14 protein-coding genes are annotated in these 13,430 nt (G+C 35.3%); 5 read left to right on the top strand and 9 right to left on the bottom strand.

What is annotated here, in order from left to right; translation table 11 throughout:
* Positions 1–30: 30 nt before the first annotated feature.
* The 6 genes from sepF to ACMT7R_RS10740 form a co-directional block, all read right to left on the bottom strand.
* A complete protein-coding gene (sepF, locus tag ACMT7R_RS10765; RefSeq protein WP_415311859.1) occupies positions 31–303 on the bottom strand; it encodes a cell division protein SepF in 273 nt (90 codons plus the stop codon).
* Positions 304–386: 83 nt separating this feature from the next.
* A complete protein-coding gene (locus tag ACMT7R_RS10760) occupies positions 387–1,460 on the bottom strand; it encodes a tRNA (5-methylaminomethyl-2-thiouridylate)-methyltransferase (RefSeq protein ID WP_415311858.1) in 1,074 nt (357 codons plus the stop codon).
* A gap of 97 nt (positions 1,461–1,557) precedes the next feature.
* Positions 1,558–1,920 (bottom strand): Rpp14/Pop5 family protein, encoded by a 363-nt coding sequence (locus tag ACMT7R_RS10755; RefSeq protein ID WP_415311856.1) that lies wholly within the window; start codon positions 1,918–1,920, stop codon positions 1,558–1,560.
* Positions 1,907–2,503, bottom strand: coding sequence for a hypothetical protein (locus ACMT7R_RS10750; RefSeq protein WP_415311855.1), 597 nt, complete (start codon positions 2,501–2,503; stop codon positions 1,907–1,909). Before ACMT7R_RS10750 ends, ACMT7R_RS10755 begins: the two co-directional genes overlap by 14 nt.
* Before the next feature lie 5 nt (positions 2,504–2,508).
* Positions 2,509–2,898: an RNA-binding domain-containing protein gene (locus ACMT7R_RS10745; RefSeq protein WP_415311853.1), complete on the bottom strand. Its 390-nt coding sequence runs from the start codon at positions 2,896–2,898 to the stop codon at positions 2,509–2,511.
* Between the two features lie 17 nt (positions 2,899–2,915).
* Complete coding sequence (locus ACMT7R_RS10740; protein WP_415311851.1) at positions 2,916–3,812, bottom strand: hypothetical protein; 897 nt, start codon at positions 3,810–3,812, stop codon at positions 2,916–2,918.
* Between the two features lie 405 nt (positions 3,813–4,217).
* Between ACMT7R_RS10740 and ACMT7R_RS10735 the strand changes: the two genes are divergently transcribed.
* A complete protein-coding gene (locus tag ACMT7R_RS10735) occupies positions 4,218–5,909 on the top strand; it encodes a hypothetical protein (protein ID WP_415311849.1) in 1,692 nt (563 codons plus the stop codon).
* A gap of 31 nt (positions 5,910–5,940) precedes the next feature.
* Here the strand turns inward: ACMT7R_RS10735 and egtB are convergent, their stop codons facing one another.
* Positions 5,941–7,284: an ergothioneine biosynthesis protein EgtB gene (gene egtB / locus ACMT7R_RS10730; protein WP_415311848.1), complete on the bottom strand. Its 1,344-nt coding sequence runs from the start codon at positions 7,282–7,284 to the stop codon at positions 5,941–5,943.
* Between the two features lie 107 nt (positions 7,285–7,391).
* On the opposite strand from egtB, the gene ACMT7R_RS10725 reads away from it, so the two are divergent.
* Both ACMT7R_RS10725 and ACMT7R_RS10720 read left to right on the top strand, forming a co-directional pair.
* Positions 7,392–7,736 (top strand): TRAM domain-containing protein, encoded by a 345-nt coding sequence (locus ACMT7R_RS10725; protein ID WP_415311846.1) that lies wholly within the window; start codon positions 7,392–7,394, stop codon positions 7,734–7,736.
* A 54-nt stretch (positions 7,737–7,790) separates the two neighbouring features.
* A complete protein-coding gene (locus ACMT7R_RS10720) occupies positions 7,791–8,864 on the top strand; it encodes a sn-glycerol-1-phosphate dehydrogenase (protein WP_415311844.1) in 1,074 nt (357 codons plus the stop codon).
* Between the two features lie 32 nt (positions 8,865–8,896).
* Here ACMT7R_RS10720 and ACMT7R_RS10715 read toward each other — a convergent pair whose 3' ends face one another.
* Together ACMT7R_RS10715 and ACMT7R_RS10710 are read right to left on the bottom strand one after the other, a co-directional pair.
* Entirely contained in the window at positions 8,897–9,757 is an 861-nt protein-coding gene (locus tag ACMT7R_RS10715) for an FKBP-type peptidyl-prolyl cis-trans isomerase (RefSeq protein WP_415311842.1), read from the bottom strand.
* Between the two features lie 55 nt (positions 9,758–9,812).
* Entirely contained in the window at positions 9,813–10,946 is a 1,134-nt protein-coding gene (locus ACMT7R_RS10710) for a pyridoxal-phosphate-dependent aminotransferase family protein (protein WP_415312197.1), read from the bottom strand.
* 71 nt (positions 10,947–11,017) lie between these two features.
* Here ACMT7R_RS10710 and ACMT7R_RS10705 point away from each other — a divergent pair, with 71 nt between their 5' ends.
* Positions 11,018–12,169, top strand: a complete 1,152-nt coding sequence (locus tag ACMT7R_RS10705; protein ID WP_415311840.1) for a M24 family metallopeptidase — start codon at positions 11,018–11,020, stop codon at positions 12,167–12,169.
* A gap of 351 nt (positions 12,170–12,520) precedes the next feature.
* The gene (locus tag ACMT7R_RS10700) at positions 12,521–13,402 is read left to right on the top strand and encodes a radical SAM protein (protein ID WP_415311839.1); all 882 of its coding nucleotides are present in this window, start codon (positions 12,521–12,523) and stop codon (positions 13,400–13,402) included.
* Positions 13,403–13,430 lie beyond the last annotated feature (28 nt).

Raw genomic sequence — 13,430 nt, 5'->3', positions numbered from 1 at the left:
AAATTAGCCACCTCTCAACATTCGACTACTTTAACCATGCCAAATTTTTACATCAGGGGGAGTCAATATTATCCTCTCTTCACCTAACCTAGCCATATCTCCACCCAAGGAGGTAACTGAATTATATAGGCTTTCAACAACATTTCTAAGATCGTCGACATCCTTTTGAGCCAATGGAGTAATTCTTATTATGATTATCATATTTCTTTCTATATCTTTTTCAATCTCTTTAATGTCCTTTACATCTCGCAAAGTAAATGTTTTCAGGTAAATAGGTTTGTTTAAGGGGCTTTTAGATGGCATTTTATTAATTGTGTTTATCAATTATTAAACAAATGATTAATATAAATATTGAAGGATTAGTTAAGTAGATTCTACCGTCATATTTAGATCCTAAATGCATCAAATTCATCATTCTCGCATCGCTGTGACGAAATCAATTTTTTCCAACCTCTCTTTTTTTGGATAACTTGTACTTCATAAATCTTACCTTGAAGAGTATCAGAATAGCGTAATGTTATCATAATAGCCAATTGAAGCAATTTCTTATGTTTACGCATATCAGCCTTTTTATGGAATCTCAATATAGATACTGGTCCAGGTATCAATACTGGCTGAATCAAATAATCAAAGTCCTGACAATAAGCAAGGAGCATTTCATTTTCAGCATGGTTCCTACCTACAACAAGTTTAGAAATGGGATCTAATCTAAAGTGTCTTCCAATTTTTAAAAGATCCATATCGTTAAGACTTGGTTCAGATATGACATATTTGAGCAAATCTCTTACCCTTTTTGAAAAATGTGGATCGGTTAAGAGACATCCTCCTGCAGCGTTGGGAGGATCTAATATTCCATATTTGGTAGCTAAATCTAATTGTCCTTTCCTCGATCGTCCCCTAATTGATCCTAGAAGAGAACGATTAACTAAGCCCTTGGTTTCTGGAGTCGTAGGTGTCAACAATTTAGCTGATAAGGGTCTTAAGACTTTCCCCTCCATCTCAGTGCCCCTTTCAATAATCGATAAGGCATTTGAGTTTTGACTCATCGGTCTCTGGTGTAGCACTTCCCCTGTAATAACAAAAGAAGCCCCGATTTTTTCCATATGTTTTTTTGCCTCTTCATACATCATCATTCGACAATCAATACAAGGATTCATCCCCGAACCGTAACCATGTTTTGGATTCTTTAACATAGTCAGATATTCTTTACCTAAGTATACAGTTTTGATATTAATATCGAGTTCGGTTGCAACTTCCAGAACCTTGTGTCCGCATCCTTTGCCACAGTCAAAATCACAGAAAGGTGTTTTGATGGCCACTGCTTCAACTTCAATGCCTTGTTCCTTCACCATTCTAACTGCTAACTGACTATCCAGGCCTCCAGATAACAATGCGACTGCCTTTACCTTACCTTCCTCTTTCGTTTTATGTGAAACATCTTCTGAATTTTCTGTCTTCATTGTCTTAGGCGATTTTGGTGATTGGGACTTGAACATTGTTTTGGATCATTGCTAGTAGATTCGCGACATGTTTATACTTAGCTATTAATGGTCACATTTATTCAAATGATGGATTTTTGATTAGTAATTGTGATCCAGCAAAATTTTTGTTAAATAGATTGGTATTCTTCTTTACTTGTTTAAGAGTTCCAGATATAGAAACAATGATTAATTCTTGATGAAGAAGATATAAAGAAATCAATGTGCTTGATAAGGAATCAAGATTGCATTTCAGAATAAAGATGTTATTATTAAAATCCTTTGTTTTTATTAGACGGCTCAAAGAATTAAAATACTCGATTGCACCAAAGACCTCGGTATATCTTCTCGAAAACTCATCAAAAAACTTTCCAGGATCTAGCGGAGGATCATATGGAACGTATATTGTTATGTACCGGAATTTTTTCTTAGTTAAAGTCATATACAATTCCTCGGTTCTTGTCCTCTAACCATTTATTAAGACTAAACCAATATTCACGCGGCAAGATATCTAATTTGACTAAGAAGGAATTAAACAGTTTAGCTGATATCAAGTCGTATATATTGCTTGCACCGCTTGATAATATGAGCTGATGTCCATACTTTTTACACAAATAATGGATATACTTTACATCAGAAAACCACTTTCCTACTTCATAAGAATTACGATATTTTAGATTTGAAATTAGTATTTCAAATCCCATATTTTTTCCCGCCAATTTTTGAAACATAGATCTATAATGTATAGGACTATCTACTTCGAGAACATCATATCCCGCACCTTTTTGATCTATTCTATCATCAAGATTCTCATATACCAAATACGTGTATCCATAAGTCTCTTTTGTTTTATGAATATCGCTTTTTTTAATTTTTAATACTACGGAATCTCTATTTGAGATATTAACTCCTTTGCTCACTAAACCAATCTTGCTGATACACAAAAACTCTCTAATAAAGGCAATAGTCTGGTCATCACATTCAAAATTAACAGACAAATCAATGATTCCGGGATTTTGAGTCATTTTACTTATTTTTCAAATTTTCCTTTTCGTCTAAATATTATTCTGACTGCATCATTATCTGAAAGTTCTAATTTCCCTAGACAAAGCTTCTGTTTATCTAGTCTAAAGTAAACCGATCCCTTCATATCAACATTATTAGTGAGGTATCGATCTAGTTCCTCCTTGCCATATAAGGTGATCAACGCATTCATTATGTTCCCAAAATATTCATCTACAAATAGTAACAGTATAATATTGATACGTGTAATTGGATTTTTCCAATGACCCTCAGTCTTTACTGTTTCGACTTGTTTAGAATTTAATGATTTTCCGAAATATTCGAGGATAAACTTTGTGATTTTGTTTTCATCCTCAGTAGCATGAGCAAGTACTGAAATATCAAGAGATGAAAACAATGTTTTAAGTTTTAATTCTATCTTTCTAGCTCTTCTTGGGTATTTGTGTTGATTTCATTAGTCGTCGAGGATTCAAGCTCTTCTTGGGTATTTGTGTTGATTTCATTAGTCGTCGAGGATTCAAGCTCTTCTTGGGTATTTGTGTTGATTTCATTAGTCGTCGAGGATTCAAGCTCTTCTTGGGTATTTGTGTTGATTTCATTAGTCGTCGAGGATTCAAGCTCTTCTTGGGTATTTGTGTTGATTTCATTAGTCGTCGAGGATTCAAGCTCTTCCAAGTTCTCCGAATTTTCAGAATTAATTTTGGTGTCTTCGATCTGTAGAGGTGATGATATCAATTTAGTCTTTCTCACCCCGACATGTCTGATAATTGCGATTTTCTTTGTTTCTTCCATCATATCGGACCCCATTTTGCCCATTGTTACGTCCTTTACAAAGTCATTTAAGGAAAGAGTAGGAATTTTTTCCTTCAATATTCGGTCCATTGATAACCTAATTTCATGTTTTTTTGCCGAGTTTATCCTCCTTTGAGTAAAGGCAGTGACTGAAACTCTGAACATATATCCATCACTAGTGGTATATTCGTCTACAAAATTTATCATCGAGCTACCTCGTCTGATCAAGCTCCTTAAAAACTCTTTAGCATATTCGTGTCCTTTGAAGATGGTAGATGCAATTCCTGAGTTTATTCGATCAATTTGTACAAAGATCTTTGTTTGATGTTGGCTTGGATCTTGCTTGAGCATGTCATAAAGTGTATTCTCGATTACTCTGCCCTTTGCATTTGTTACATCGGAAATTGGAATATAATTAAGAGGGACTTGGTCAAAAGCTGGTGGTGCATTCACTACAATCCACTGCTTATCTCTCCATTTGTCACGAACTCTGCCCCCTCGTCTGGAACCTTTTGCCATATGCAGGCAATTCCTTGAATCCAAAATATAAGTTATGCTAACTCGCGGTATTTTCTGGAAGGCTAGATACTCAATTCAAGTAAATAAATATTAAATAAGAGTCTTGGACTCTTAATGATAACGATTTATTGTGATTTTAATCAAGTATGCACGCTATAATTTGAGGATCAAATGTTCACTATCGTTTACTATTGACCTTTGAGGTAAGAATATCCGTGATAAAACAAAAATAATCTTAATTTGAGTATATAATAAAATCGGATATCAAATGACTCATCATCAAAAAACGTTTATAGTTAAAAAGATATGTCAATAACATAATACTTGAGAAAGAGCCAAATTTTTTTTTGTTCATTATTATTTAGTTTCTTACTTTTTCTAATCTCTTATTCAAATCATAATGCCTTGACAGTTACACTAAATTTTGCGAATGCCTCAATTTTGCCAACACAGCCTCCAAATCAAATAGCTGAATTTGAAAAATGGAATTGCGGAAAAGTCGATGACATAAACTCAAATTTTTATATAGAGGAGATTCAAGTGCCTGAAGTTTGTAGCATCCCAATTTCAATAGCCTTCGACGAAAAAGATAACAAAGTATGGTTCATCGGAACTCGAAATGGTACGTTGTTTGAGTATATCCCATCTAATCAAACTTTTAAGACTTATCAAATACCTAACTGGTTTTCCAGAGACCTCCCAGCAGGGAATTCTTGGAGTTGGGACTTGAAACTAGACAAGTCAGGAAATAATATTTGGTTTACTGATGAGAAGTTAAACTCACTTTGGAAGTTCAACAAAAATGAAAAAGAGTTTGAACAATTTGTTATACCATTTTATTCAAACAGTTATTCCACTGCATATCCTGTTTCTATCGAGTTTATGGATGATAAGAATATGTATTTTGTAGGGATAAGGTCATTGTCATTATGGCATGGCTATACAGACCGAATGACGAACGGTACATCAACTGGAATTGAAGAGATACCAATTCCTCTTGATGGCTTATTTAAAGGCATTCCTGAATATGAAATAGGGATAGGGTCACTCGCAATCGATCATGCCAAAAAAAACATATGGATAACTGCTCTGGCATTTGAGAAGAAAGGAGTGTTAATAAAATACAACTTGGGGGATAAAAATTTTACCCTGTATGAACTACCGGATTCTTTTAGATCCCCTACAGGTATCACATTAGATTCTAATGACACTGTTTGGATAACAGATCATGCCACTAGTTCTTTATATAAGATTGATCCTCCTAGAGAATCAGTCACTCTAACACCATCAGATATGGAGCATATTGTAACATCACCCCTGTCATCCAGAATTTACGGTGTTGATTTTAAAGATACATCCAATAAATCATTACATATTTATGAAAATTCCTTGCCTTATTGGATCGATTCCACTAATGACGGAAGCATAGTTACAAACGAACACGTTGGAAATAAAATAGCAAGATATTTCCCCGGTAATGAGACAATGATCGAATATTGGGTACCAAGTCAAAACATACTTTACTCCGTTTGTGATCCAAATAACTTAGATATTGAGTGTGGATATTCGAATGTGTTGCAGTTCGATATAGAATCTAAGACGTCACCTACATTAGGTAATTATACTTCTAAAATATGGTTTACTGAACAGTCAGAAAACAAAATAGGATTCGTAGATCTAGAAAAGACAGTACCAATTTCATTAACAGTCACCCCAAACCACTCTAATATCAGTGGTGGAATTAATGGCGAAACTGTAAGAATAGATGTTCAAGCAAAGATAAAAAACTTGAAAGGTAATGATTTAACTATCCGGTCAGATTTTACGAATGAAGATAATATCACACTTAAACCAGTTATTTCTGGTACGTTTACCCCTAATGGTGACATTAATGGGTTTGAAGCAACCATAGAACCAGAAGTTTTACACATCAATATGAACCAGAATTTCACGGATAGCGATACCAAATTCGCTAGTTTCAGTATCTTATTGAAACCTGTCAGAGAGATACCGCCTGGTAATTATAATCTAATGGTTGGGGTTGAGAGCAAAGATATTACCATGATGAAGAAGGTAAGACTGAATATCATTAATTGAGGAAACTCATACTGAGAGTATCCAAAAAAAATTAGGCATCTACAGCACATCTAAAACCAGAAAAAAGGATTCTTTCATGCGGTTTAAAATAGTTCCTATAACTGTTGCGAATTTGTTTTTTTGGCGTAGCAAAGGATCCGCCACGGAGGACTTTTTGATTTATAGCCCATTTGTCAGTATATTCTTCGAATCTAGAAACAAACCCAGGATATAAAGCATACTCCGAAGAGGTCCACTCCCATACATCCCCTAACATTTGATAACAACCATAGTGACTTTTTCCTTTAGGGAAACACCCTACTTCTGTAGGATGCCAAACAGACGTTTCCAACAAATTAGCATGTTCGATAGTTATCTCAGTATTTCCCCATGGATAGAGCGTTTTTACCTTAGTTGAATCATCCCAAGAGGAGGTTTTTTCCCACTCTGCTTCTGTCGGCAATCGTTTCTTAGCCCATTTACAATAGGCATCTGCCTCGTAGTAACTTATATTTGTGATAGGTTCATTTTCTCTGATTTCATTTACACCTCTAAAATCCTTTTTTATCCATTTATTCTTATATTTGTCAAAACTCCAGTATAATGGCGAATTCCAGTCCTCTCTTGTTACCAGATCCCATCCATCGGCTAACCAGTAGCGATAGTTTTGATATCCTCCCGATTCAATAAATTCCATAAATTCTCCATTCGTTACCAGAGAATTGTCAATTTTGAAATCGTTTAGATAGACTTTATGCGGAGGGAGTTCGTTATCATAACAAAATTCACTTCCTTTAAATCCCATCTCAAAAATCCCTCCTTGAATAAAAATCATATCTTTTTGCACTTTTTCTAACACTGTTATAGAGGATCTGGTTTTAGGAAAATAATTATCGTTTTCATGGACGAAACGACTGAAGTAATACTGAAAGTCATATACCATTAACTCTTGGTGTTGCCTTTCGTGATTAATTGCAGTTTGTATATCCCAGATCAAACCAGAAGGATTGTCCACTAAATTAGAATTATTCCCTTTCAAAAAATCCAAGAATAGTTTCTCTATCTCTTTTCTGTACTTAATAGTTTGCAAAACTGTAGGGCGTGGATATTTTCCCCGATCGCTTTTCTTTAAAATAGAGCCATATTTTTGATAATAGGAATTCAGATATGAAAGATCATATTCACCCTTTAATGATAAGGATAATTTACAGTATTTCTCCAGTATCTTATGGAAAAACCAAGTTACATGCGCAATATGCCAATTTGGAGGACTCCCAAAGTCACTGGATTGAATAACTGCATCTTCTATGCACAAAGGAGAAAATAGCTCCATCGTCTTATTTCTGACCTCGATGAAATCCTTACATAAACCTTCCAACTGCAACGAGATTTGCATTTATTTTATGATATATAAAAAAGTATTTTAATATACTTTGAATTCTAGGACTCCAAAATATCAAAGTTGAAATATCCAATGATATTATAATAAAGTACTGATATAGATTGGAAAACAGTGAATCACAACCATCAGGAATAGAGCAAATATCACAAGGCGACAATGGTCAAAGAAGATTTTCTAACAGAAGAAATGAGAATGGAGGAGGTAATAATAATGGAGGCGGAAGCTACAATAGATTTTTTAAGCCATCTCCAGTGAATGCAGGAGAAGAACATGAAATCGATATAGAATCGATGAGTAAAAGAGGAGATGCAGGTGTAGGAAGGATTCAAGGATTAGTTATTTTTGTTCCGAATACAAAGGTAGGAGACAAGGTGAAAGTTAAGATCACTCGAGTCGGAAGAGGTTATGCTACGGCAGATTTGGTAGAAGCTAAGACAGAAGAATAACTTAAAAAAACTTTTATAGTTTTTTCAAAAATTTTCTCAATTATTTACGTTCAAATGAGTTATCATTCAACTCATATAATGCAGTTACCAAGAAAGGTAATCATAGGCAACAATGTTATACAAAATTGTGGGACACTCATCAAAGAATCTAACTCGAATGCCAAGAAGATAGCTATCATAACAGGTCCAAATGTCAAAACAAAAGTAGCAAGCTCTTTAGAGTCTAGTTTAATTAGTTGCAATCTAGAATATGAATGGATTATTGCCCAAGAGGCATCATTTCAGTTGGCAGATAAGATTACAAATTCACTAAAAAAGGAAAGAGTATCGATCATAATTGGTTTAGGTGGAGGAAGATGTATCGACTTGGGCAAGCTTATTGCAAGTAGATTGCAGATTGCATTCATAAGTATACCCACTTCTGCATCTCATGACGGGATATCTAGTCCTTTTGTTTCTTTAAAAGGGAACAAACGACCTTATTCGATAATGACTGAAACTCCATCAGAGATTATTTGTGATTTAGAAGTCATATCAAATGCCCCTTACAGGCTACTTGTTAGTGGCTGTGGTGACTTGATCGCAAAGACTACTGCCGTAAGGGACTGGGAATTAGCTAGAGATTTTAATAATGAATATTTCGGTGAGTATGCCGCTAAGTTAGCATATTTAGGGTCAAGAATGATAATAGACATTTCGAAGGAGATAAGTGGATCAAAGATATCTAGCCAAGTTACAAGGACGATTGTTGAGGGGCTAATCAGCTCGGGCGTTGCAGCTGGGATTGCAGGTAGCAGCAGACCCTGTTCAGGATCTGAACACTTATTGAGTCATGCGCTTGAATTTATCACAAAAAATAATTGCGGCTTACATGGTGAAAGAGTTGGTCTGAGTACAATTATAATGGCTAGATTGCATGGATTGAACTGGGCGGAAATAAAAGATGCGCTGCAGAGATTGGGTGGACCCGTAACTGCTAGGGAAATTAGCGTGGATAAAGATCAACTGATTGAAGCAATGGATCTGGCAAGGAAAATTCGACCTGAACGTTTTACTATATTAAATAGGGTCGAACTTAGCAAGGATCAATGCCAGAACATTTTATCTGAGACAGGAATTTTGGACTAGAAATAAGAAACGGGAAAAACTTCCCATTAGTATTATTGTTTTTCTATTTCAGAATTTTCAGCTTCTGTACCTTTGGTATTTTTACCTTCACTTTTACTCTTCGTCTTGGAGGTCTCCGTATCCGCAGATTCAGGAGCTGGGTCGGTATTTGTATTTGCTTCAGTTTTATCAGCCGTTTCTATTTCGGACGAAGATGCTGGAGTTTTTGAAGATGGATTATCATACTTTTCGATAAATACTACACTCTTTAATAACGGAACGAATTTGAAGATATCCGCTGATATGCCTCGTTTTATTATTTGAATCCCATCAATTAGAAAGGTGCTCTCAGGGAGAGAGATTTCCAAATTTGAATCCTTAGTTTCATATTTTATCTCTGCGGTATCAATTGGTAAACGACGTCTAATCAGGTTGGAAATTTTTTCATCATCGCTATCTAATTTTTTTACTATGTTAGCGTCATATACAAGCGTCCTTCCTGCATACTTGTGATTGAAGTCAACCTGCACACGTCCAGAACCGATGAATCTTATAATGCCAATTCTATCATCCAGTTCTATTACATCTCCTATATTTACTTCGTTTGCTTTTTCTCCCAGTTTTCGCAAAGGGATCATCCTAACTTTTGATGGATCTCGTTCTCCGAAAGCCTTTTCAGGAGGAATTTCTATATTCAAAGGAGTACCAATACTTGATTCGAGTAACGCCTCATCCAATCCTTTTAAAACCCAGCCTTCACCTACGCCCAATAATCGTGGCTCATACTTCTTATTAGGATCAAAATCAGGATTATTTTTCACATCATCTATCCTTGTAGTCTCAAAAATTTCATTAGAATCTTTTATCTTAGCAGTATAATCTAATAGAATAAGAGAACCCTTTTCTAATGTCATAAAATTCGCTATAAAGTTTCCATATATTAAGTTTGACAAAAAGTTGAAAAATTCTTTAGAGGTCGGCGATTGCTTTATTTATCGAACCAGGGGGAACATCTATACCCATCATTTGAAATGCTGATTCAATTGCAGAAAGGGTCCTTACAACATGATATTTGTTAACCTCTCCCATTGATCCGATCCTAAACACTTTCCCTTTTAGATTTCCAAAACCACCAGCCACCAAAACTCTGAATTGGTCAGACAATAGGTCTCTAAATTTCTTATCATCAACACCTTCAAGATAATTCACAGCTATTACCACATTACTCCTTGCATCGGGTTTAGCGTAGGGAGTAAGTCCCATGGCTCCCAAACCCTCGTAGAAAGCAGTCGCACATTTTCTATGTCTATTAATACGATTATCAAGTCCTTCTTCGAATATGAGGTTCAAAGCCTCATCATAAGCATAAACCAGTGGTAAGGCAGGTGTAAAGGGTGTTTCAAAATGTTCCTCATAATATTTAAAATATCTTTTAAGGTTAAAATAGAGAATGGGTGCCGGATTTTCTTGGATATATTTTTTTGCTTTTGAACTAACAGAGATAGGAGATACGCCCGGCGGTGCGGCAATTGCTTTTTGTGATGCAGTCACACATACATCAATATTCCATTTATCTACAGGTAACTCATCTCCCCCAAGAATTGATACAGAATCTGCTACGAAGAAAGTGTCGTTTTTACTGCACAGGTCACCCAATTTATCCATATAGCGAATAGTGGTCCCCGTAGACGTTTCATTGTATACAGCATATAATGCTTTTATGTCCTTATGTTCGTCAAATACCTCCTCAAATCTTCCATATGGAGGGTTTTCACCATAAGGTGACTCGATCCTAATCGAATTGCCTCCCCAGCTATCGATCAAGTCAGCTAGTCTTGTACTAAATTCGCCATTAACAGGGATCACAACTTTATCCCCTTTTTTAATAAGATTTACTACAGATGACTCTACTGCACCCGTCCCTGACGAAGATAACAAAACTACATCGCTCTGAGTTTGAAATAGCTTTTGTGTTTTTTCTGTAATCGACTTATATAAAGTTCTAAAGTCTACACTCCTATGATTAATTACAGGAGCTAACATAGCATTCATGACTCGATTAGGAACATTGGTAGGGCCAGGCAACATAACTAAGTATTCCATTCCGACTTTCAAAATTACAGGATACTTTCCCGTTATTTATAAGTAATTCAACGTTTTATTTTTACAAGTTGTTGGACAAGATAAGAGCAGATACCAGAAAACAAAAACTCTTGGATTCCTTAGAACCAAATCCACTTAAAATTAATGATCACAAAAAACCGATCATAATAATTGATAGACCAGAAGACATCTATTATTATACAGGTTTCTGGGGAGAAGGATTGTTGCTCATTTTCGACGATTTGAGTAGTAAGCTAATTGTTCCAAGGTTAGAAAGTTTAAGAGCATTAAGAACTTCAAAGCAATGTGATGTAGTATCATCAGAAAGGGGACGAGGATTGATCGATTCCTTTTTGAAATTTATTGGATCAACGCACTTTGTTTATTACGGTGGAAGTGATTATTGGATAGCGAATATCATTGCTAGGCAAGTTGGAAGGAGAAATTTAATACCAGGCTCAGAACAGTTTAGAAAAATTAGAGAAATCAAGGATAAACAAGAAATAGAAACAATCGATATTGCGTCAAGAGTAATCGATAAGCTCTTTGAAATTGCAGAGAAAGAAATCAAGATAAATAAATCCGAAGAGGAGATTCAATCAACCCTAGTATATGAGGCACTCCGTATGGGTGCTAGATTCCCCAGCTATCAATTCACATCCAATCCACTCATTGTTGCTAGTGGGCCAAATGGTTCGTTTCCTCATGCTGAAACTTCTTCAAGGAAAATCAAAACCGGTGATTTAGTAGTTTTGGACATTACATTAAGTTATGACCATTACGTATCTGACGCAACTAGAACGTTCGGAATGGGAAAGATATCAAAAAAGGAACATGACATATACGAGATAGTGAGAAATGCTCAAGAAAAAGGAATCCAACGTATTAAAACGACTAACAATCTTGCGGAGATTGATCTAGAATGTAGAAAAATTATTGAAGGGGCTGGATTTGGTGAATTTTTCGTGCACTCGACAGGTCATGGAATAGGACTAGAGGTACATGAATTACCCTGGATAAGACATGACACTCCTACTCCTATCAAAGAAAATATGACCATAACTATCGAACCAGGAATTTATATGGAGAATAAATTTGGGATCAGGATCGAGGACAGTTTATGCATTACAAGTAAAAAAAATTCTAAAGGAAAATTAAAAACAGAAAATCAATTTGATTATCTTAATTTTCATAGGTTTGACAAAGATTTAATTGTCATATGACATATTTTAAATAAACAATTGTAAAGTCAATTTTATGACGATGAATGTTTGGGGATGAAGTAATTCGCTGCTCCAGTCTGAGAAAAACGATGATGACCCTGCGACGAACTGACCCAATTAATAGCTAACTGGTAGGGAACTACTACAAGATTGATTTCCTCAGACGACAAAAGGTATCTGAAAGTTGATTAATGAGGAATGCCTCTTGCTTTCGGCAGTTTTAATTTGGGCGTTTTGAATTATAAGCGAGTCACTCAGAGCGACTCATTTTGCTAAATCTTCAAGTTTTGGTAGAATTGTAAGATTCTAAATAAGGTTAAATTAATTATCCGGGAAAGGTAGATAGAAACAATGGAACTCGCATATGATTACCCACTTTATCGACCGCCGTCTGAATCGCGCTCACTAATTTTTCAAGTTACTTTAGGATGTTCTTTCAATAAATGTTCATTTTGTGATATGTATAGGACGAAGAATTATTCTGAACGGCCCCTTGAGGAGATCTTTAGTGAAATCGAATTAATGGGAAAACATTTCCCTCATACTCGACGGGTCTTCTTGGCTGATGGAGATGCGTTGAATCTAGGAACAGAAAAATTAATTAGTGTAATAACCAGGATTCGAGGAACTTTTGAAAGCATAGAGAGAATATCGTGCTATTCCATGCCAAAGAATTTGCTTCAAAAATCTGCTGATGAATTGAAATCACTCAAAGCTGCAGGCCTAGACATGGTCTATTTGGGAATAGAAAGTGGTAATGACAAGATATTAAAAAAGGTTACAAAAGGTGCAACATCTAATATGATCATCGAGAGTTGCAAGAAGGCAAAGGACGCAGGATTTATTCTATCTTGTATGATAATTTTAGGATTGGGAGGCAAGACTTACAGCGCTGATCATGCCAGAGATACAGCTAAAGTAATTAGTAATATAGCACCAAACTATATCGGCGCACTAACTTTGTACATGGAACCAAACATTGAAAAAGAATTCTACGAAAAATTTGGAGAAACTTTTTTGCCATTAAAAGACAATGAAGTTTTAGATGAGTTATATAATCTGATATCAGATATTAATTTAGAAAATGATTCAATTTTTAGGGCTAATCATGCATCAAATGTATATGCCATAGGTGGAACCTTACCCAATGATAAGAAGGAAATCTTGCAAAAAATAATCCATTTAAAGGAACATCCAGAGTTGTTTAAACCGAAGATATTGAGGAGATTTTAAAAACAAGAAAAAAATTGTGATATTTAAT

The sequence above is a fragment of the Candidatus Nitrosocosmicus sp. FF01 genome (assembly GCF_047711275.1).
Taxonomy (GTDB): domain Archaea; phylum Thermoproteota; class Nitrososphaeria; order Nitrososphaerales; family Nitrososphaeraceae; genus Nitrosocosmicus.
This window is presented reverse-complemented; position numbering and strand designations above follow the sequence as displayed.

Bases quoted from the DNA above. Each gene is read 5' to 3' on its own strand.
- ACMT7R_RS10755 (WP_415311856.1), bottom strand. From the start codon at position 1,920: ATGACTTTAACTAAGAAAAAATTCCGGTACATAACAATATACGTTCCA.
- sepF (WP_415311859.1), bottom strand. From the start codon at position 303: ATGCCATCTAAAAGCCCCTTAAACAAACCTATTTACCTGAAAACATTT.
- egtB (WP_415311848.1), bottom strand. From the start codon at position 7,284: ATGCAAATCTCGTTGCAGTTGGAAGGTTTATGTAAGGATTTCATCGAG.
- ACMT7R_RS10700 (WP_415311839.1), top strand. From the start codon at position 12,521: ATGGAACTCGCATATGATTACCCACTTTATCGACCGCCGTCTGAATCG.
- ACMT7R_RS10715 (WP_415311842.1), bottom strand. From the start codon at position 9,757: ATGACATTAGAAAAGGGTTCTCTTATTCTATTAGATTATACTGCTAAG.
- ACMT7R_RS10750 (WP_415311855.1), bottom strand. From the start codon at position 2,503: ATGACTCAAAATCCCGGAATCATTGATTTGTCTGTTAATTTTGAATGT.
- ACMT7R_RS10710 (WP_415312197.1), bottom strand. From the start codon at position 10,946: ATGGAATACTTAGTTATGTTGCCTGGCCCTACCAATGTTCCTAATCGA.
- ACMT7R_RS10740 (WP_415311851.1), bottom strand. From the start codon at position 3,812: ATGGCAAAAGGTTCCAGACGAGGGGGCAGAGTTCGTGACAAATGGAGA.
- ACMT7R_RS10760 (WP_415311858.1), bottom strand. From the start codon at position 1,460: ATGAAGACAGAAAATTCAGAAGATGTTTCACATAAAACGAAAGAGGAA.
- ACMT7R_RS10720 (WP_415311844.1), top strand. From the start codon at position 7,791: ATGAGTTATCATTCAACTCATATAATGCAGTTACCAAGAAAGGTAATC.